Source organism: Citrobacter werkmanii (genome assembly GCF_008693645.1).
Classification (GTDB): Bacteria; Pseudomonadota; Gammaproteobacteria; order Enterobacterales; family Enterobacteriaceae; genus Citrobacter; species Citrobacter werkmanii.
Map to the genome: position 1 here is coordinate 2,537,109 of NZ_CP044101.1, position 17,912 is coordinate 2,555,020.

Below are 17,912 nucleotides of genomic sequence, written 5' to 3' on the forward strand. Positions count from 1 at the left end.
GATTATCTAAGGCAGGAGATATACTTTTCGCCTGAACGGCGTACGATATCATCGGCATTGTCCTTAATATCTTTTCCCTCAAATGCGCCGTAGAGTTGTTTAAATTTTACCGTACTCAGGCGGTGAGTGATGTCGCTGACCGTTGCGGCTGGCAGCGGCAGCATATTGGGGTAACTCCACATAAAGGAGACGGCATGCGTCCCTGGTGTGACCTGAACGATGTCGCCGGAAAGCACCAGGCCTTCATTTCGTGCCCAGTGCAAAACACAGCCGCCGGAAAAGTGTCCCCCCAGTCGTATCACACTGACGTCCTGGGCGAGTTCAAGGGTGTCGCCTTGCCAAAATCTAATCCACGGGCTGTTGCGCATCACCCACTCGCTATCACTGGCATGGAGGTAAATCGGGGCGTTAAATTCTGCAGCCCAGTCCTGCATCGTTGTGTAGTAGTGAGGGTGTGATATCGCAATAGCCTTAAGCCCGCCCAGAGACGCTATTAGCATTTTCGTGGCATCATCGAGCGTAGCAATACAGTCCCACAGAATATTGCCCTCGGGAGTACGTAGAATAAATGCCCGCTGATTAATCGCAAAATCAGGAACGGTGCGGATGCTGAGAAGATCGCCGTTGTGTTGTTGCCACTTATTTGTATGTGAAGCACAAAGGGCGGAAAAATCGATCCATTTCTGCCCTGTCGCGGGGACATACTGGCGTTCATCATTACAGATAGCGCAATGTTGTGGATGAGAATCCGTTTTCTCATAGGATGTCCCGCAGGCTTTGCATAAAACAATCATCGCGTTTCCTCATTTAACAACCACAATCAGCATGGCACACGGAGACATAAGAATGTGCCCATTAGTGCTCTGGCCCATAATCTTCTGCGGAATGCTTCAATGCCTGATTCTTGATTTCGGAGTTAAAGCCGGTTTTTGTAAGAGGGGGACAACGCGACTATATACCCCTGTGCGTAGCGGAGTGAGCGATGGCGGAACTCGCATCAGTGGTAATCAACTTTGATCTATGACACTGGGTTGGTAATTCTTAAGAGTTATCATTAGCCTGGTAAACGTTTTATTAATCAATCAATGAACGGCGGTGTAGTGTGTTGTTTAGCGCAAATTTGACAGGCTGGAAACAATGAACGCATTGTTTTCAATATTAAAAAAACGCCCAAACATTATTTCGTTGATGGTTTTACTCATCGGGGCAAACATTGTGGCGTGGCTGTGGGCTTTCACCGCGTTTAGCAACAACACGTCGTTACTGGCTCTGGGTCTAATCGCGTGGTGCTATGGTTTGCGCCATGCCGTGGATGCCGACCATATTGCTGCTATAGATAGCGCGACGCGCAAACTGATGCAGCAGAAAAAACGCGCCCTGACGACGGGAGCCTGGTTTTCCCTTGGTCACTCCACCATTGTTGTGCTGGCAAGCATTGGCATTGCGCTGACCACCAGCGTTTTTAAGCAGCATATGACATGGTTTCAGAATGTCGGCGGTCTTATCGGTACCACGGTCTCTGCCGCATTTCTGCTGATTCTGGCCACTATCAATCTCATTATCTTCTGCCATGTCTGGAAGGCTTTTCGCCATCTTAAACGCACCGGTACTTACGCTGGCAACACGGAAAATATTACGGTTTCAGGTCCTTTGAACTGGATTTTTCGCTCAGCTTTCCGCCTGGTAGGTAAAGACTGGCATATGTATTTTGTCGGTTTTCTGTTTGGTCTGGGTTTTGATACCGCCACTGAAATTTCTCTGCTGGGTATTTCCGCTTCAAGCGCGTCCAGTGGCATGTCGGTCTGGTCAATATTAGTTTTCCCGGCGCTGTTTACCTGCGGGATGGCGCTGATTGATTGCCTTGACAGCATCCTGATGGTTGAGGCCTATGGATGGGCGTTTAATAAGCCGCAGCGCAAGCTTTATTACAATATGACCATCACCGGAACCTCGGTGATTGTTGCGCTATTTATCGGTGGACTGGAGGCGTTGGGACTTCTCTCTGACGCATTTTCACTCCAGGGAGGATTATGGGATACCGTCAGCAATTTGAGTGAGCATATGGGCAATGTCGGCTTTGTGATTATTGGCGTTTTTATCTGCTGCTGGATTATTTCTGCCGTGAATTACCGTTGGAAAAAATACGACGGACTGACATTCAGTTGACACAAAAGAAAGCCTTCCGTTTACAGGAAGGCTTAGTTCTTACTGGAAGGCTGATTAATTCGCGTTCACGCGTTGCGGTTCTTCTGCTCTTTTTTTCAGGAGCCTGTTAGCCAGTACGCCTGACATCATCGAACCATTCACGTTGAGTGCCGTTCTGGCCATATCAACGACAGGCTCGATAGCAATGAAAATCCCCACCAGCGCGACAGGGAAGTTCAGCGTTGAAAGGACGATCAGCGCAGCAAATGTTCCGCCGCCACCAACGCCCGCCACTCCGATAGAACCCAGCGCAATCGCAGGTAGCATGGCGAGCAAAAAATGCACCGATAGCGGATCAATGCCAATAGTTGGCGCAATCATCGCCACCATAATAGCCGGATAGATCCCGGCGCAGCCGTTTTGACCCATGCTGGAGCCGAATGAGGCCGCAATATTGGCAATGGTGTTTTGCACGCCAAACTTTTCCTGCGCGGTAATAGCCAGTGGAATAGATGCCGCACTGCTGCGTGACACAAAGGCAAAGGTTAATACTGGCCAGACGGTTTTAAAATAGTGAACCGGATTATTGCCACTCAGCACCAGTATTAGCGCGTGGACGATAAACATCATCAGAATGGCAAGGTAACAGGCTGCAATAAAGCCTAACAGACTGGCAAATTGTTCAAGTCGATACGCGGAAAATACGCCTGCCATTAATGCCATCACGCCATAAGGGGTGAGGGCAATAACGATACGTACCATCTTCATCACCCAAATCTGGATGGCGTTAATGCCGGCACTTAATTTTTCACCTTCTTGCGGGGCGTCTTGTTTGACCTTTAATAATGCCACGCCGGCAAGTAGCGTGAAGATAACAATGCCTATGACGGAAACACTTCTGGCACCGGTTAGATCGAGGAAAATGTTCGTGGGGATCAGGGAGGTCATCAGTTTTGGTAGTGAAATGGCGGCAGTTTTACTCACATCATCCGCCGTCAGCGTGGACTGCATATGAACAAATGCGCTGGCGTCCAGACCTAATACATGCGCAGTCAGTAGCCCAATAAATCCGGCAATCATTACCAGGCAGAGCATGCATCCGACGATGGTTAATGACATTTTCCCAATGCCTGCACTATTTTCGAGCTTATTAATGGCTGAGAGAATAGAGATGAAAATCAGCGGAACCGCAACCAGCTTTAGTAAATTCACATAGCCATTGCCGATAACGTTATACCAACCGATCACTGTTTTACTGTCGTCGGCAGCAATGAGATGCAGGGATAAGCCGATAACGGCACCAAGAAAAATAGCGATGAAGACACTTTTTGAAAGAGAGTGACTTTTTTGGTTGATTCTGAAAATTGCCCATGAACAAACCAAAAAGAACGCGATATACGCGAGCGTAACGAACATATTGTAGCCTCTTGCCTCATTCAGCACCTGAAATGCCGGAAAGAGTTTTGTTATTGCGAAATAAACCTGAACCATAAGGTTCAGGACCGCAACGGATTATAGAGAGGGGGGAAGTTAGCAGCCACACAAAAAATGTGGAAACTAGCCGGGTAGCGGTTGTATGCCTGTTCTGTAAACAATTTTTCGTGACGGTGTAACGTATTGTGATAAATCCAGCCGATCTGCGAGACCGGCCTGATGGCACTATTTCTGTGGCTCGTCGTCCCAGGCGTGCGGTGCAAACAGGTAACCTTTGTTGCGTACCGTTTTGATTCGATAGGGCTCAGTGGCGTTATCAAGCAGTTTTTTACGTAATCGGGAAATCGCCACATCAACGCTGCGATCCATACCGTCATAGCTTACACCGCGCAGGTTCTTCAGCAGCGCATCGCGGTCCATAATCTGCCCGGCATGAGTCGCCAGCTCCCACAATAATTCAAAATCGGCGGTGGAAAGAGAGACTTGCTCGCCGCCGAGTAGCACGGAGCGGTTGGTTGGGTCGATAGCGAGTGTACCAAAGCGTAGCGTTGTGTGCGGCGTGATGGTCGCTGCCTGAATACCTTTAGACTGGGCTGAATGTTCGCTCTGACGCAAATGCAGGCGTAGCCGCGCAAGCAGTACGGCCGGAGGGGTTGTTTTAAGGATGTAGTCGCAGGCCCCCATTTCCAGCGCCAGGATATGGTTCATGTCGCTGTCCAGAGAGGTCAGCAGAACAATCGGACCCTGCCAGCGTCCACGTAAATCGCGGCAGATTGTCATCCCGTCTTTGCCCGGCAGCATGATATCTAATAACACCAGATCGGGTTGAACTTGCAGGATTCTCTCCTCGGCCAAATCACCACGAGGTTCAAGAATAACCTCAATGTCATGCCGGGCCAGATAGGCGGCAATCAGCGAGCCAACTTCAGGATCATCTTCAACAAATACAATGGTGTTCATATCATTCATTTTGAATATAAAACGCCAACATACACCGCCCTCGTTTTTCCTTCCATTAATCTTTTCTAAACAAGATTGCTTCCGTTATGCTAGGGACTGATGTTATTGATGTGTTAAGGCAGGGTAATGGGACTCGTTATCAAAGCGGCGCTGGGTGCGCTGGTGGTGGTGTTGATTGGTTTGCTCGCTAAAACAAAGAATTACTATATTGCTGGATTAATCCCGCTGTTCCCGACATTCGCGTTGATTGCCCATTATATCGTGGCCAGTGAGCGTGGAATCGAGGCGTTGCGTACCACCATTGTATTCAGCATGTGGTCGATTATTCCCTATTTTGTCTACCTCGTTTCGCTGTGGTATTTCACCGGCTTTATGCGCTTACCCGTCGCGCTCGGCGGGTCAGTAGTGTGCTGGAGCCTGAGCGCGTGGTTGCTGATTTTTTGTTGGATTAAACTGCATTAACGCAGATGACGCCCGCCATCAAGGGCAAAACTACGTCCTGTGACAAAGCAACTGGTCAATAGATAGTCAATTAAATCAATGACTTCTTTTTCACCGGGCGCCGTTTTCATCAGTGATTTATTCAGAGCCTGATGGCGATATTCAGCATCGTCACTCTCGTTGAACAGGATCAGCGAGGGGGCAATCGCATTCACTTTGACTTCCGGCGCCAGTTTGCGGGCGAACGAGCGAGTCATATTGTCCAGCGCCGCTTTACTGGCAGCATAAGCGATGTGCTTGTCGCTGCCACGCTCCACAACATAATCCGTAAAATGGATAATATCGCTGGCTGCATGTCCGTGACCGCGTAACAACCCTTCCAGGGCGTGGTTGAGTAGGTAGGGCGTATTGACATGAATCTGCATCATGGCCGACAGCACTTCGGTTAGCGGCGTGCCCGGCTTTTCTGCAACCCAGGCACTGGCATTATGCACAATGGCGCGCAAACCGTTCGTCTGCCTTTTAACCTCATCGGCAAAGGCTAACACGCCTTTATCGGTAGAAAAGTCAGCCTGGATACACAACGCACCAGCTTCGCACAAGCCATCAATGGCCGGGTAATGCGTCCGATAGCTGACAATAACTGGCTGTCTTTGATTGAGAAAATGCCATGCGACGGCGAGGCCGATGCGACGACCTCCTCCAGTGATAAGTATCGGCAAAGGGGGCTTTTTACCCATCGTAATCTCCAGGTTTCGCGAACGATGGGGATAGCGTTACCCCACCAACATCCAGGTCGCCGGAACTGCTGCAATAAGCAGCAGGCCGATCAGCGCCATCTCCTGACGTTTTAATACATTTTCATGCGCGTGTGTTTTACGGGCATAAAGGAAAACCAGTAGTCCCGGCGCATATAGCACCACAGACAGCAGCAGGTGCATCGGACCTGACGCATACAATAACCATATGCCATAAATGCTCGCACCGACACCGACGGCTTTATGCAACGGACGGGTAGCGATTTTCAGCAAAAATGCGCCGACCAGCAAATAGGGCACCAGAATCATCTCTGAGGCAATAGTCAGTAGCGTATTGTAGTCGGAACCTGTGAGCCAGATCAGCACCAGACAGATTTGGACGCAGATGTTGGTCAGCCACAGCGACGCGGATGGCGCACCCTGCGCATTCTGACGCGCGAAAATCCGTGGAAACGCTTTGTGGGTAGCGGCGAGGAATGGCACTTCCGCTGCCATAATCGTCCAGCTCAAATAGGCACCGCAAACGGAGACAATCAGACCCGCGGCAATAATAATTTCGCCCCATGGCCCCATCATTTTTACCATCAGACCGGCCATTGATGGGTTGCGGATTTCTGCCAGTTCTGGACGCGCGACAACACCCAGCGACAGCAGGGTGACCAACAGATAAACGCCCAGCGCGGCAAGCACCGCCAGCAGCGTGGCGCGTCCGACATCGCGTTTGTTTCGTGCGCGGGCGGAAACCACCACTGCGCCTTCCACACCGATGAATACCCAAAGGGTAATGAGCATAGTGTTTTTGACCTGCTCCCAGACGGGGACGCCCAACGCGACGCCGGTAAAATCCAGACTGAAGGTATCGAGCTTAAACAGCATGAACGCCAACACGATAAACAGGCCAAGCGGCAGCAATTTGGCCAGGGTCGCGACCAGGTTTATGCTGGCTGCGGTTTGCACCCCACGCAGTATCAGAAAATGGACGATCCACAGCAGCATTGATGCGCCAACAATAGCCTGCCAGGTATTACCATCGCCAAAAAGGCGTAATTCCGGCGTATCGGTAAAGAAGCTGAGCGCAGAGAAGACGATAACCAGATACGAAACGTTAGCGATAACGGCGCATAGCCAGTATCCCCATGCAGAGCAGAAGCCAATCAGTTCCCCGAAACCTTCGCGCGCGTAGGTAAAAATGCCACCGTCCAGTTCAGGTCGGATACGCGTCAGGATCAGCATGGCAAAGGCGAGTAGCAAAATACCCGCACCGGTAATCGCCCAACCAATCAGTAATGCAGCCGGGCTGGCAACCGCCGCCATATTTTGTGGCAGGCTGAAAACACCAGCGCCGAGCATTGAGCTTAGAACCAGCGCGGTCAGTGCGCTCAGACCCAATTTCTTTTCCATTTGTATCCAGTTACTAAAACGAGAGTGAGAGAATAATTATTTTGGCAAACCGCATAAAAATGGTGAAAGCCACTAAGGCGCGGGATTTTACGGAGAGAAGAGAACGCATGCAATGGGGATAGAGAGATTTGTGACTAATAGTGTGAAAAGTTGTCTTAATATTCGTGTTTTTTGTTCGGGCTGAGGGCTTAACAAGGGAAAATTATCAGGCCTACAACCGCTGCAGGCCTGATAAAGCATAGGATATTACTTATACAGATCAGCGCTGATGGTCATGTTGTTACCACGTTCTGACCACTGGCGAGTAATGTGATAATACTTCGCGCCTTTCTTCGCTGCGCGCTTGGCAACCTGATAAGAGACTTCGGTCATATTGCCGTAGTTACCGGTGAACTTGATGCTGTCGAACGGAACCATCATGGCAGCAGTCGCTTTGTTCAGCTCTTCAACTTTCGTACCATCAGGCAGCGTGACGGTGTAACGTCCACCTTTGGTGGATTGCGTTTCGAAGAAGCGGCCAACTTCAGCACTCGGAGATGCGGTAGTCGCAACGCCCGGGATCTCAACTTTCTTCGCGGCTTCACCACCTGCAGCTAATGCGGCGCGACCGGCATCAGAATCAGCCGGGATTGCATCAGGGCTTTGTACTACGCGTTTTTTCGCATCCGCTTTATAGATGAATGCGGTAATACGCTGGTTACCACCCTGGTTGGCATCGACCTGGCGAACGATATAGAAGGAGTAAGCCCCTTTTTCTTTCGCCGCTTTGGTGATGGCATCATTCACTTCAGGCTGGCTGCGGTAGAAGCCCTGTACCGTAACGGTATCGTAAGGTTCTATCAGAACGGCCTGATCTTTAGGTAACTCCATCACACCGTTAATAATACGGTTTTTGGATGCTTCCGCTTTTTCAGCGTCGGCTTTATAGATGTCGGCTACAACGCGCCAGTTACCGCCACTGCCAAAATCTGAGGTATCAACAACATAAAAAGAGGCTGCACCGTCTTTATCTGCACGACGTGATACGGCATCCACCGCGTCACCGATCGCATTAAAACGACCGGTAACCACAATGCGGTCATAGGGTTTCAGGGCAGCAGCTTGCTCCGGCGTCAATTCTGTCGCTGCATTTACAGAAAAAGCAGTCGCAGAAATAAGTGCGGACGCCAGGAGAGTGTTCTTAAGCTTCATAAAAATAATCCTTCGCCTTGCGCAAACCAGGTACTGGTATTGTTATTGACTAGAAACGTCGCTGATTATTGCATTTAAATTGTGTCAGTGTCTGCGTCATTTTTCACTCATCGTGCCACAGGGTGTAACAGTGTCGATAACATTTTGTGATATGTCCAAAAATTCAGCGTTTGGAGGCTAAAACTGATAAAACAGTTGAATTTCATAAGTTAATTTAATGTTAATCAATTGTTCTCTGGTGGCGCTTAATCATGTTTTGCCGCTTCGCTTGAGCGAATTATCAGCCATTGCGGGCTATTTAAAGGGCATTATCCCTGTCTGCTGGCGAATTCATCCCTGTTTTGCGAATTTCATAATAAATACTGTTTTTTGGCGCTAGATCACAGGCTCCATTTTCAGTAGGTTATACAGAGTTTGTTACTGTTTTATTTTATTGAGGTAACACTGACCTCTTTCGAGAGTGCGCGCATGCCTCTTGTAAACATTGATAAACCATCATCAAAAATACAGATGGAAGGGAACATTATGCGAATTGGCATACCAAAAGAACGGTTAACCAATGAAACCCGTGTCGCAGCTACGCCGAAAACGGTTGAGCAGCTGCTAAAGCTGGGTTTTAGCGTCGCGGTTGAAAGCGGCGCAGGTCAACTGGCGAGTTTTGACGATAAGGCGTTTGTGCAGGCAGGCGCAGAAATTGTTGACGGCAATGCTGTCTGGCAGTCAGAGATTATTCTGAAGGTCAATGCACCGGAAGAGGCGGAAATTCCCTTGCTTAATCCGGGCACGACGCTGGTGAGTTTTCTTTGGCCTGCGCAAAACCCGGAACTGCTGCAAAAGCTTGCAGAGCGCAATGTGACAGTGATGGCGATGGACTCCGTCCCGCGTATTTCGCGTGCGCAGTCGCTTGATGCCTTAAGCTCGATGGCGAATATCGCCGGCTATCGCGCCATTGTTGAAGCCGCCCATGAATTTGGCCGCTTCTTTACCGGACAGATCACCGCCGCGGGTAAGGTTCCGCCTGCCAAGGTCATGGTGATTGGTGCGGGTGTGGCAGGGCTTGCGGCGATCGGGGCGGCAAACAGCCTGGGCGCTATCGTCCGTGCTTTTGACACCCGTCCGGAAGTGAAAGAACAAGTTCAGAGTATGGGCGCTGAATTCCTCGAACTGGACTTTAAAGAAGAGGCGGGCAGCGGCGACGGTTACGCTAAGGTGATGTCCGAAGCCTTCATCAAAGCCGAGATGGCGCTTTTCGCCGCTCAGGCAAAAGATGTCGACATTATCGTTACAACGGCATTGATCCCGGGTAAGCCTGCGCCGAAACTGATCACCCGTGAAATGGTTGATTCGATGAAAGCGGGGAGTGTAATTGTCGATCTCGCCGCGCAAAACGGCGGTAACTGTGAATATACCGTGCCTAACCAGGTGACCACCACCGAGAACGGTGTGAAGGTTATCGGTTATACCGATTTGCCTGGTCGTCTGCCGACGCAGTCTTCCCAACTGTACGGTACCAACCTCGTCAACCTGCTCAAACTGTTGTGCAAAGAGAAAGACGGCAACATTACCGTTGATTTTGACGACGTGGTGGTGCGTGGCGTGACGGTGGTTCGCGAGGGTGAAATCACCTGGCCTGCGCCGCCGATCCAGGTTTCAGCTCAGCCGCAGGCTGCGCCAAAAGCGGCTCCCGCGCCGAAAGAAGAGAAAAAACCGGTTTCACCATGGCGTAAATATGCGCTGATGGCGCTGGTAGTCATTTTGTTTGGCTGGCTTGCCGACGTCGCCCCGAAAGAGTTCCTCGGTCACTTTACGGTGTTCGCGCTTTCCTGCGTGGTGGGTTACTACGTGGTCTGGAATGTGTCGCACGCGTTGCATACTCCGCTGATGTCTGTGACCAACGCCATCTCCGGGATTATCGTTGTCGGCGCGTTGTTACAAATTGGCCAGGGTGGCTGGGTGAGTTTCCTGAGCTTTATCGCGGTGCTTATTGCCAGCATTAATATTTTCGGTGGCTTCACCGTGACTCAGCGCATGCTGAAAATGTTCCGGAAAAACTAAGGGGTAACATATGTCTGGAGGATTAGTTACAGCTGCATACATTGTTGCCGCGATCCTGTTTATTTTCAGCCTGGCGGGACTTTCGAAACACGAAACCTCCCAGCAGGGTAACAACTACGGTATCGCCGGGATGGCGATTGCGCTGATTGCGACGATTTTTGGCCCGGATACCGGCAATGTTGCCTGGATCCTGGTAGCGATGATCATCGGCGGCGCGATTGGTATCCGCCTGGCGAAAAAAGTCGAGATGACCGAGATGCCGGAGCTGGTGGCGATTCTGCACAGCTTCGTTGGTCTGGCGGCGGTACTGGTGGGCTTTAACAGCTACCTGTATCACGACACGGGCCTGGAACCGATTCTGGTGAACATTCACCTGACAGAAGTGTTCCTCGGTATCTTTATCGGTGCGGTGACCTTTACCGGTTCCGTGGTGGCCTTTGGCAAACTGCGCGGCAAGATCTCCTCTAAACCGCTGATGCTGCCAAACCGTCACAAAATGAACCTCGCGGCGCTGGTCGTTTCCTTCCTGCTGTTGGTGGTGTTTGTTCGTACTGAAAGCGTTGGCCTGCAGGTTCTGGCGCTGCTGGTGATGACCATTATTGCGCTGGCTTTTGGCTGGCATCTGGTGGCGTCCATCGGTGGTGCAGACATGCCGGTAGTCGTTTCAATGCTCAACTCCTACTCCGGATGGGCGGCGGCGGCGGCGGGCTTTATGCTGAGCAACGATCTGCTGATCGTTACCGGTGCGCTGGTAGGTTCGAGCGGTGCGATCCTGTCTTACATTATGTGTAAAGCAATGAACCGTTCGTTCATCAGCGTTATTGCGGGCGGCTTTGGTTCTGATGGCTCATCTACGGGTTCTGATGAAGAAGTGGGTGAACACCGGGAGATTAATGCAGAAGACACAGCAGAAATGCTGAAGAACTCGCATTCCGTGATCATCACTCCGGGCTACGGTATGGCTGTGGCTCAGGCGCAATATCCGGTGGCGGAAATCACTGAGAAGTTGCGTGCCCGCGGCATCAAAGTGCGTTTCGGGATCCACCCGGTAGCAGGGCGTTTGCCGGGTCATATGAACGTGCTGCTGGCGGAAGCCAAAGTGCCATATGACATTGTGCTGGAAATGGATGAAATCAATGATGATTTCGCCGACACCGATACCGTACTGGTTATTGGCGCCAACGATACGGTAAACCCGGCGGCGCAGGATGACCCACGCAGCCCGATCGCCGGTATGCCAGTGCTGGAAGTGTGGAAAGCGCAGAACGTTATCGTGTTTAAACGTTCAATGAACACCGGCTATGCTGGCGTACAAAACCCGCTGTTCTTTAAAGAAAACACCCATATGCTGTTTGGCGATGCCAAGGCCAGCGTGGATGCGATTCTGAAAGCGCTGTAATCGTTAGCTAAAAGTAAGACGGCCTCTGCGGAGGCCGTTTTTTTAAACGTCCAGCTTCCGCTGGGTGATCCATTCCACTCTAGCCGGATCTCGATGCGAGAAAAACGCGCTGCTTCCGCTATCCATGGCGGCAATTTGCGTCATTTCTTCCGGGGTCAAGCTAAAATCCAACACCTGAATATTTTCGGTCATACGCGTTTTACGCACGGTTTTCGCCAGTGAAATAATTCCGCGCTGATAAATCCAGCGCAGCACGATCTGACCGATGCTTTTGCCATATTTTTCCCCAATAGCCGCTAAAACCGGGTTCTGAAACAGGTCATTACGCCCCTCGGCGAACGGTGCCCAGGCTTGTGGTTGAATGTTTCTGCTCTGCATCCAGGCAACCGCATGTGGCTGTTGATGGAATGGGTTTACCTCAATCTGGTTTACGGCAGGAATCACGCGATTGAAGGCCATTAAATCAGCCAGTCGATCCGGATAAAAATTACTCACGCCAATCGCACGGATTTTTCCTTCCTCATATAACTCCTCCATAGCGCGCCAGGCACCATGTACATCTCCATAGGGCTGATGGATTAAATAAAGATCAATATAATCAAGCTGAAGGCGTTGCAGGGACCGCGTAAATTGCGCCTTTGCGCCGGAATAGCTTGCATCTTGTAACCACAGCTTGGTGGTCACGAAAAGCTCATTACGTGGCACACTGCTTTGCCTGAGTGCGTTCCCTACTTGAGTTTCATTCAGATATGAGGCAGCGGTATCAATCAGGCGATAACCTGAATCAATGGCATCCCGTACGGCTTGCTCGCATTCGGCGGCATCGGTCATTTGATAAACGCCAAAACCAAGCAGGGGCATCTCAACACCGTTATTGAGTACTTTTGTATTCATGGGATTCTCCTGAGCATTCATCTTTGTATTGACCGCAGATTAGCAATTTTCTGTGGGTACTATTAGTCTGTGAATCCCGCATGGACCTATGAGTTAAATTCATTTCTGGATAGCAAATACTGGAGTGGAATCACAGTATCTGCCGCTAACGTTGCCATTATTCATGATTATGGTTCATAAACTTATGCCATTTTAGCCCTCTAATCACCGCAATACGTCGCATATATACTGTGGTCTGTTTCTTCAACATGACAGAGCGCTATGCGTAAAAATGAACTGGCATCGCCGGTGGCTACAGCAAGCCACACCGGCCTTACTTTTATTCTGATCCTCAGTGGCCTGATGGCCTTTACCTCACTTTCTACCGATATTTATCTTCCGGCAATGCCGACAATGGCCACGGATTTACATGGCAATGTAGAACTTACGATCACCGGATTTTTGGTAGGTTTTACTATCGCACAGCTGATTTGGGGACCGATTAGCGATCATCTGGGCAGGCGTAAACCGCTGTTTATTGGCATGGTGCTTTTTATCATCGGGTCTGCAGGATGTGCGATGTCTACAAGCATCACGCAGATTGTTTTCTGGCGGGTATTTCAGGCCCTTGGCGCCTGTACTGGGCCTATGCTGGCCCGGGCAATGATCCGCGATCTCTTTGCGCGTACCCGTGCGGCGCAAATGCTCTCGACGCTGGTGCTGATAATGGCGATTGCGCCGATAGCTGGGCCATTGATTGGCGGGCAAATTATTCGCCTGAGCACCTGGCACGCAGTTTTTTGGCTGCTGGCGCTGATTGGCGCGCTAATGTGTGTCTCTTTATGTTGGCTACCAGAAACACTGCCTGAAGCAAAACGGGTAAAAGCTTCTCTGACGGGCGCATTTCGTAATTACCGTTCCCTGTTATCTAATGGGCGTTTTATGCGCTACACCCTGAGCCTGACGTTTTATTACGTCGGCGCGTATGCGTTTATTACCGGATCGCCATTTGTTTATATTAGCTATTACCATGTTGATCCTCAGCATTATGGCTGGCTGTTTGCGCTAAATATTGTCGGCGTCATGGCGATGAGTGTGGTAAACCGTAGGCTGGTGCAACGGCATCCCCTGGAGCAACTGCTGAAATATGCGACGATGCTGGCGGCGCTGGCTGCGGTTGCGCTTGCCCTGTTGGTTAAGCTGGAGTCCGGGGGAATTGTGGCCATTATCATTACCATATTCCTGTTGTTCTCGATGAACGGCATTATTGCGGCTACCTCAACGGCCGCAGCGCTGGATGCGGTACCGAACATCGCTGGTTCAGCCTCCGCGCTGATTGGCGCATTACAGTACGGTAGCGGGATTATCTCATCATTACTGCTGGCCGCTTTCAGTGACGGCACGCCATGGACCATGGCGTGGATAATTGCGTTATTTACGCTGTTGAGTGCCACCCTGGCGCTACGGGCTAAACGATAAACGAAATGCCCCGCGCAGGCGGGGCGACATTTTACGCTTTGTTGAGATCGCTAAGCAGAACGGCAATGCTTTGCCCGCCGTTGGTTTGCTCAAGCGCAATTTTGACGATGATGGTCAGCGGGACAGAAAGCAGCATACCCACAGGTCCCAGCAACCAGCCCCAGAAGATCAACGACAGAAACACCACCAGCGTGGACAGCCCAAGACCACGTCCCATAATCCGCGGTTCGAGGATATTCCCAAACACCAGGTTAATGATCAGATAACCCGCCAGCACCACCAGGGCGTCGTAAAGACCGCTAAATGCCAGCACCTGAGCAATAGGGGGGATGGCTGCCAGCACGGAACCGATATTAGGAATATAGTTGAGGGCGAAGGCCAGCAATCCCCAGACAAAGGCAAAGCGCACGTCGAGGGCGGCGAGCATGCCCCAGGCGACCAGTCCGGTCACAATGCTGATTGCCGTTTTTAGTACCAGATAGTGCGATACGCTGTCGATGGCGCGTTGAATCGCTGCCATTCCCTCAATAGGCCGGCTCATCATTTGTTTCAGTTTGTTGGGCAGTTGCGGGACTTCCAGCAGCATAAAAACCACCGTCAGCAGCAGTAAAAATATCGATGACATGGCATTAGACAGCTGCGCCAGCAAATTAGTGACCAGCGTCATTGCCGCGTTCGGATCGATGTATTTGACGAGCTCATCCACCGAAACGCCTATCCCTGCGCGCTGTAGCCAAGGCTCGAGATTTTTCAGCGGGATAACCAGTGAAGAACGGTATTGCGGTAGCGTCCGCGCAAGCTCATTTAAGGATGTACCTAAGTAGGCTAATAGCAGCACCATTAGCATTACAATAATTACGATCAGCAATGACACTGCGAATACGCGCGGTATGCGAAGTTTCACCATGCGTTGCACCACAGGGTTCAGCACAACGGCAATAAATAATGCCAGAATAAAGGGCACGATGATATCTGCGGCAAAGCGGATGCCGCTCAGTATGATAACCAGCATGCCCAGCATAATGACTATTTTTAGACCGTTAAGCGTAATGATCGGTTTCGCCATGTGTATTCCTGTGCTTTTACTTTTTGAATCTGAATAATAATGTGATTTGCGTCGAGCCGTTATAACAAAAATCAAACGGGGCTGGTAAAGAAGTGAAAAGGCTTTGAGTTCGTAATGAACCTATGATACAAATCATCTGTGTTTAACTACCGAGGACAATTATCATCCGCGATGATGAGAAGCAACACTGCGGATAATTGTAATATTATGGACAATATGTTCAGGATGTTTTTGCTTTTACCTACACTTCTTCGTACCTCTTCCACTTTCCTGCTTGCGGGTGAGCAACACTGGCGCAACGCGCTTTAGTCCCTTCTTCTGCCTGAGCTGGCGCTGTGCGCTGAGCTAACTGATTTTATTTTTTGGTTTACTGCATGCAGTAGGCCCAAAGGACTATATTCTCAAGCAGGAGAAGCATCATGTTTTACTGGATATTATTAGGTCTGGCCATCGCGGCTGAAATTACCGGTACGCTGTCAATGAAATGGGCGAGCGTGGGCCATGGTAATTCAGGCTTTATTTTAATGCTGGTAATGATCGCCTTATCGTATATTTTTCTCAGTTTTGCCGTTAAAAAAATTGCCCTCGGCGTAGCTTATGCCTTATGGGAAGGTATCGGTATTTTATTTATTACGCTGTTCAGCGTGCTGTTATTTGACGAAACCTTGTCCACGATGAAGGTGGCTGGTCTGGTCTCGCTGGTGGTAGGTATTGTGCTGATTAAATCCGGTACACGAAAGCCTGCCAAAGCGGGCAGAGAGGTGACCCATGCAGCAGTTTGAATGGGTTCATGGCGCCTGGCTTGGCATGGCTATCGTTCTGGAAATCGTGGCTAACGTCTTTTTGAAGTTTTCTGATGGTTTTCGCCGCAAGGCTTATGGCGTGCTGTCGCTGGCTGCAGTTTTAGCGGCTTTTAGTGCGCTGTCGCAGGCGGTAAAAGGCATCGATCTCTCCGTCGCCTATGCCTTATGGGGCGGATTCGGGATTGCCGCGACGTTAGCCGCAGGCTGGGTGCTGTTTGGTCAGCGTCTGAACAATAAAGGCTGGATCGGCGTGGCATTGCTGTTGGCCGGAATGATCATGATAAAACTGGCCTGATAAAAGTGCTGCCCGTTAATACGGGCAGTATGCGTTATCCCTTGGCCAGCGCTTCCAGTTTGTCGCGAAACCCGGTCACGGAAATCGCGCGGTTATCTGCCCGCCAGCGATCTTTCGCCGCCGGAGCGGAGCTTTGTACGCCAATCAATTGCCAGCCGGAATCCGTCTTCAGCATCAATGGCGACCCACTGTCGCCCGGGAGCGTATCGCACTGATGTGACAAAACGGTATTTTGCGCCCAGCCGGTTACCACGCAATCCTGATGCGTGTACAAATCGTCAAGATGATCTTCCGGATAGCCCGACTGCGTGACTTTACGATCCGCGGTTTTCAGCGCCGCGGTTAATGCCGCTTTATCACCTTCAAATAATGGCAGCGGTGTGATACCGGAAGGTGGATAACGCAACACCACCAAACCAAAATCCCATGGGGCGGCGGAGGGGGGCACAATCCAGCCATCACCATCGGCTTTTAAACGTTTGCCGAGCGAAGGATCAACCCGGCCTTCAATTCCGTGGATCTCATAACGCCAGATACCCTTTTTCGACACGAAGCGTAACGCCACGGCTTTATCAGGTTTACCTTTTGGCGGCGTAAGTAAGCAGTGTCCGGCAGTCAGAGCCAGATGGGGTGAAATGAGCGTAGCGGTACACAGGTTACCGCTGGCGGTTTCCAGTTGTCCGATAGCGTCCCATGGTGATTGCGTTGGGTCAGTCACCTTAATGCGATCGTCATGTCCAAAAAACAGCGTTTTTATATTTTCTGCTTCAGCGCTGGACGTTGCTGGCTGTTCCGCATGCGCAACGACAGGAGTTAAACAAATTGAACCCAGTAACACAGCAATGGTTTTATGCATATCACACTCTGGTGGGGAATTATGATTTTTAACAGCAAACCCTCAGTTAATACTATAGACGGGACGGCGGGAAAGTGGGAGTAAAATCAGATAACTACACTCAGGAAAGATAAAAATGCATGGCGATGAGGGCACAAATAATCAGAGCCGTAAGAATGAACTCAAAGCGGTAATGTGACACCATTTTACCCTCCGAAAGGCGGCGCCAAATCTGAATGATTTAGCGCCGTATGCTACGGCGTGGGGGACGCCATAGTAACTACAGGTGTGTTATGCGGCTGGCTGAGCGGCTGGTTTAGCGGAGTCGTGTTTCACAGGTTTTTTGGTGTGTTTTTTAGCGGCCTGAGCTTTTTGCTCTGGTGCTTTCTGTTCTGCGGCAGGCTTGGTGGCTGCTTTTTTGGTGTGTTTTTTAGCGGCCTGAGCTTTCTGTTCTGGCGCTTTCTGTTCTACCGCCGGTTTAGTGGTGGTTTTTTTGGCGTGTTTTTTGGCAGCCTGTGCTTTCTGCGGTGCAGCTTTGTGCTGTTTTTTATGATGGGTGGTTTTCGCCGGGGCCGCTTTTGTTGTTGCAGCAGTTGGCGCGGTGGTAGCAGTTGTTTCAGCAGCAAATGCAGCAGAAGACAGACCCATAGCAGCGGCAACAACCAGAGCTAATACTTTTTTCATTCTCATACCCTCGATTTGGTTTTTCATTCAACCCCACTGCGGGGCCGTTGAAATAACTATATCGCTGTAATCGCTGGGCTTCCGTGAGTCATT

Annotated in this window: 18 protein-coding genes; 8 read left to right on the forward strand and 10 right to left on the reverse strand. The window is 50.5% G+C overall.

The genetic code is table 11. From position 1 onward, the window contains the following. Positions 1–2: 2 nt before the first annotated feature. Positions 3–794: an MBL fold metallo-hydrolase gene (locus FOB24_RS12850; protein WP_085049348.1), complete on the reverse strand. Its 792-nt coding sequence runs from the start codon at positions 792–794 to the stop codon at positions 3–5. A gap of 343 nt (positions 795–1,137) precedes the next feature. Here FOB24_RS12850 and FOB24_RS12855 point away from each other — a divergent pair, with 343 nt between their 5' ends. Continuing rightward, positions 1,138–2,166, forward strand: a complete 1,029-nt coding sequence (locus FOB24_RS12855; protein WP_085049347.1) for a HoxN/HupN/NixA family nickel/cobalt transporter — start codon at positions 1,138–1,140, stop codon at positions 2,164–2,166. 54 nt (positions 2,167–2,220) lie between these two features. Here the strand turns inward: FOB24_RS12855 and FOB24_RS12860 are convergent, their stop codons facing one another. Together FOB24_RS12860 and rstA are read right to left on the reverse strand one after the other, a co-directional pair. After that, positions 2,221–3,561 (reverse strand): L-cystine transporter, encoded by a 1,341-nt coding sequence (locus FOB24_RS12860; protein WP_069324184.1) that lies wholly within the window; start codon positions 3,559–3,561, stop codon positions 2,221–2,223. Positions 3,562–3,804: 243 nt separating this feature from the next. Further along, complete coding sequence (rstA, locus tag FOB24_RS12865; RefSeq protein WP_170973237.1) at positions 3,805–4,539, reverse strand: two-component system response regulator RstA; 735 nt, start codon at positions 4,537–4,539, stop codon at positions 3,805–3,807. A 126-nt stretch (positions 4,540–4,665) separates the two neighbouring features. On the opposite strand from rstA, the gene FOB24_RS12870 reads away from it, so the two are divergent. Further along, positions 4,666–5,001, forward strand: coding sequence for a GlpM family protein (locus tag FOB24_RS12870; protein WP_032939759.1), 336 nt, complete (start codon positions 4,666–4,668; stop codon positions 4,999–5,001). Here the strand turns inward: FOB24_RS12870 and folM are convergent. The 3 genes from folM to ydgH all read right to left on the reverse strand — a co-directional run bounded on the left by folM (position 4,998) and on the right by ydgH (position 8,330). Next, positions 4,998–5,720 (reverse strand): dihydromonapterin reductase, encoded by a 723-nt coding sequence (gene folM, locus FOB24_RS12875; protein ID WP_150345003.1) that lies wholly within the window; start codon positions 5,718–5,720, stop codon positions 4,998–5,000. The two genes, FOB24_RS12870 and folM, sit on opposite strands and share 4 nt — an antisense overlap. A 36-nt stretch (positions 5,721–5,756) precedes the next feature. Beyond that, on the reverse strand, positions 5,757–7,139 hold the full coding sequence (locus tag FOB24_RS12880; protein ID WP_069324180.1) for an amino acid permease: 1,383 nt from the start codon (positions 7,137–7,139) through the stop codon (positions 5,757–5,759). A gap of 246 nt (positions 7,140–7,385) precedes the next feature. Then, positions 7,386–8,330, reverse strand: a complete 945-nt coding sequence (gene ydgH, locus FOB24_RS12885) for a DUF1471 family protein YdgH (RefSeq protein ID WP_069324179.1) — start codon at positions 8,328–8,330, stop codon at positions 7,386–7,388. Positions 8,331–8,855: 525 nt separating this feature from the next. On the opposite strand from ydgH, the gene pntA reads away from it, so the two are divergent. Both pntA and pntB read left to right on the forward strand, forming a co-directional pair. Continuing rightward, the gene (gene pntA, locus FOB24_RS12890; RefSeq protein ID WP_085049552.1) at positions 8,856–10,385 is read left to right on the forward strand and encodes a Re/Si-specific NAD(P)(+) transhydrogenase subunit alpha; all 1,530 of its coding nucleotides are present in this window, start codon (positions 8,856–8,858) and stop codon (positions 10,383–10,385) included. 10 nt (positions 10,386–10,395) lie between these two features. Continuing rightward, positions 10,396–11,784 carry a Re/Si-specific NAD(P)(+) transhydrogenase subunit beta gene (gene pntB / locus FOB24_RS12895; protein ID WP_038640472.1) on the forward strand — a complete coding sequence of 463 codons (1,389 nt, stop codon included), beginning with the start codon at positions 10,396–10,398 and terminating at the stop codon, positions 11,782–11,784. Positions 11,785–11,826: 42 nt separating this feature from the next. Here pntB and FOB24_RS12900 read toward each other — a convergent pair whose 3' ends face one another. Continuing rightward, positions 11,827–12,678: an aldo/keto reductase gene (locus FOB24_RS12900; RefSeq protein WP_087856370.1), complete on the reverse strand. Its 852-nt coding sequence runs from the start codon at positions 12,676–12,678 to the stop codon at positions 11,827–11,829. 261 nt (positions 12,679–12,939) lie between these two features. Here FOB24_RS12900 and FOB24_RS12905 point away from each other — a divergent pair, with 261 nt between their 5' ends. Continuing rightward, entirely contained in the window at positions 12,940–14,136 is a 1,197-nt protein-coding gene (locus tag FOB24_RS12905) for a multidrug effflux MFS transporter (protein ID WP_150345004.1), read from the forward strand. Positions 14,137–14,167: 31 nt separating this feature from the next. Here FOB24_RS12905 and FOB24_RS12910 read toward each other — a convergent pair whose 3' ends face one another. Then, entirely contained in the window at positions 14,168–15,202 is a 1,035-nt protein-coding gene (locus FOB24_RS12910; protein WP_087856372.1) for an AI-2E family transporter, read from the reverse strand. 138 nt (positions 15,203–15,340) lie between these two features. Here FOB24_RS12910 and FOB24_RS24705 point away from each other — a divergent pair, with 138 nt between their 5' ends. From FOB24_RS24705 to mdtI, 3 genes are all read left to right on the forward strand, one after another. Then, positions 15,341–15,511: a protein YdgV gene (locus FOB24_RS24705; RefSeq protein ID WP_006684635.1), complete on the forward strand. Its 171-nt coding sequence runs from the start codon at positions 15,341–15,343 to the stop codon at positions 15,509–15,511. 107 nt (positions 15,512–15,618) lie between these two features. Continuing rightward, complete coding sequence (gene mdtJ, locus FOB24_RS12920; protein ID WP_160956389.1) at positions 15,619–15,984, forward strand: multidrug/spermidine efflux SMR transporter subunit MdtJ; 366 nt, start codon at positions 15,619–15,621, stop codon at positions 15,982–15,984. Beyond that, entirely contained in the window at positions 15,971–16,300 is a 330-nt protein-coding gene (mdtI, locus tag FOB24_RS12925; protein ID WP_038640477.1) for a multidrug/spermidine efflux SMR transporter subunit MdtI, read from the forward strand. Before mdtJ ends, mdtI begins: the two co-directional genes overlap by 14 nt. 34 nt (positions 16,301–16,334) lie before the next feature. On the opposite strand, the gene FOB24_RS12930 is transcribed toward mdtI, so the two are convergent. Both FOB24_RS12930 and asr read right to left on the reverse strand, forming a co-directional pair. Beyond that, entirely contained in the window at positions 16,335–17,156 is an 822-nt protein-coding gene (locus FOB24_RS12930; protein WP_038640479.1) for a trypsin-like serine peptidase, read from the reverse strand. A 270-nt stretch (positions 17,157–17,426) separates the two neighbouring features. Then, the gene (asr, locus tag FOB24_RS12935; protein WP_085049341.1) at positions 17,427–17,819 is read right to left on the reverse strand and encodes an acid resistance repetitive basic protein Asr; all 393 of its coding nucleotides are present in this window, start codon (positions 17,817–17,819) and stop codon (positions 17,427–17,429) included. Positions 17,820–17,912: the final 93 nt, after the last annotated feature.

Coding starts and splice junctions, on each gene's coding strand:
- FOB24_RS12850 (WP_085049348.1), bottom strand. CDS start 794: ATGATTGTTTTATGCAAAGCCTGCGGGACATCCTATGAGAAAACGGAT.
- FOB24_RS12855 (WP_085049347.1), top strand. CDS start 1,138: ATGAACGCATTGTTTTCAATATTAAAAAAACGCCCAAACATTATTTCG.
- FOB24_RS12860 (WP_069324184.1), bottom strand. CDS start 3,561: ATGTTCGTTACGCTCGCGTATATCGCGTTCTTTTTGGTTTGTTCATGG.
- rstA (WP_170973237.1), bottom strand. CDS start 4,539: ATGAACACCATTGTATTTGTTGAAGATGATCCTGAAGTTGGCTCGCTG.
- FOB24_RS12870 (WP_032939759.1), top strand. CDS start 4,666: ATGGGACTCGTTATCAAAGCGGCGCTGGGTGCGCTGGTGGTGGTGTTG.
- folM (WP_150345003.1), bottom strand. CDS start 5,720: ATGGGTAAAAAGCCCCCTTTGCCGATACTTATCACTGGAGGAGGTCGT.
- FOB24_RS12880 (WP_069324180.1), bottom strand. CDS start 7,139: ATGGAAAAGAAATTGGGTCTGAGCGCACTGACCGCGCTGGTTCTAAGC.
- ydgH (WP_069324179.1), bottom strand. CDS start 8,330: ATGAAGCTTAAGAACACTCTCCTGGCGTCCGCACTTATTTCTGCGACT.
- pntA (WP_085049552.1), top strand. CDS start 8,856: ATGCGAATTGGCATACCAAAAGAACGGTTAACCAATGAAACCCGTGTC.
- pntB (WP_038640472.1), top strand. CDS start 10,396: ATGTCTGGAGGATTAGTTACAGCTGCATACATTGTTGCCGCGATCCTG.
- FOB24_RS12900 (WP_087856370.1), bottom strand. CDS start 12,678: ATGAATACAAAAGTACTCAATAACGGTGTTGAGATGCCCCTGCTTGGT.
- FOB24_RS12905 (WP_150345004.1), top strand. CDS start 12,940: ATGCGTAAAAATGAACTGGCATCGCCGGTGGCTACAGCAAGCCACACC.
- FOB24_RS12910 (WP_087856372.1), bottom strand. CDS start 15,202: ATGGCGAAACCGATCATTACGCTTAACGGTCTAAAAATAGTCATTATG.
- mdtI (WP_038640477.1), top strand. CDS start 15,971: ATGCAGCAGTTTGAATGGGTTCATGGCGCCTGGCTTGGCATGGCTATC.
- FOB24_RS12930 (WP_038640479.1), bottom strand. CDS start 17,156: ATGCATAAAACCATTGCTGTGTTACTGGGTTCAATTTGTTTAACTCCT.
- asr (WP_085049341.1), bottom strand. CDS start 17,819: ATGAAAAAAGTATTAGCTCTGGTTGTTGCCGCTGCTATGGGTCTGTCT.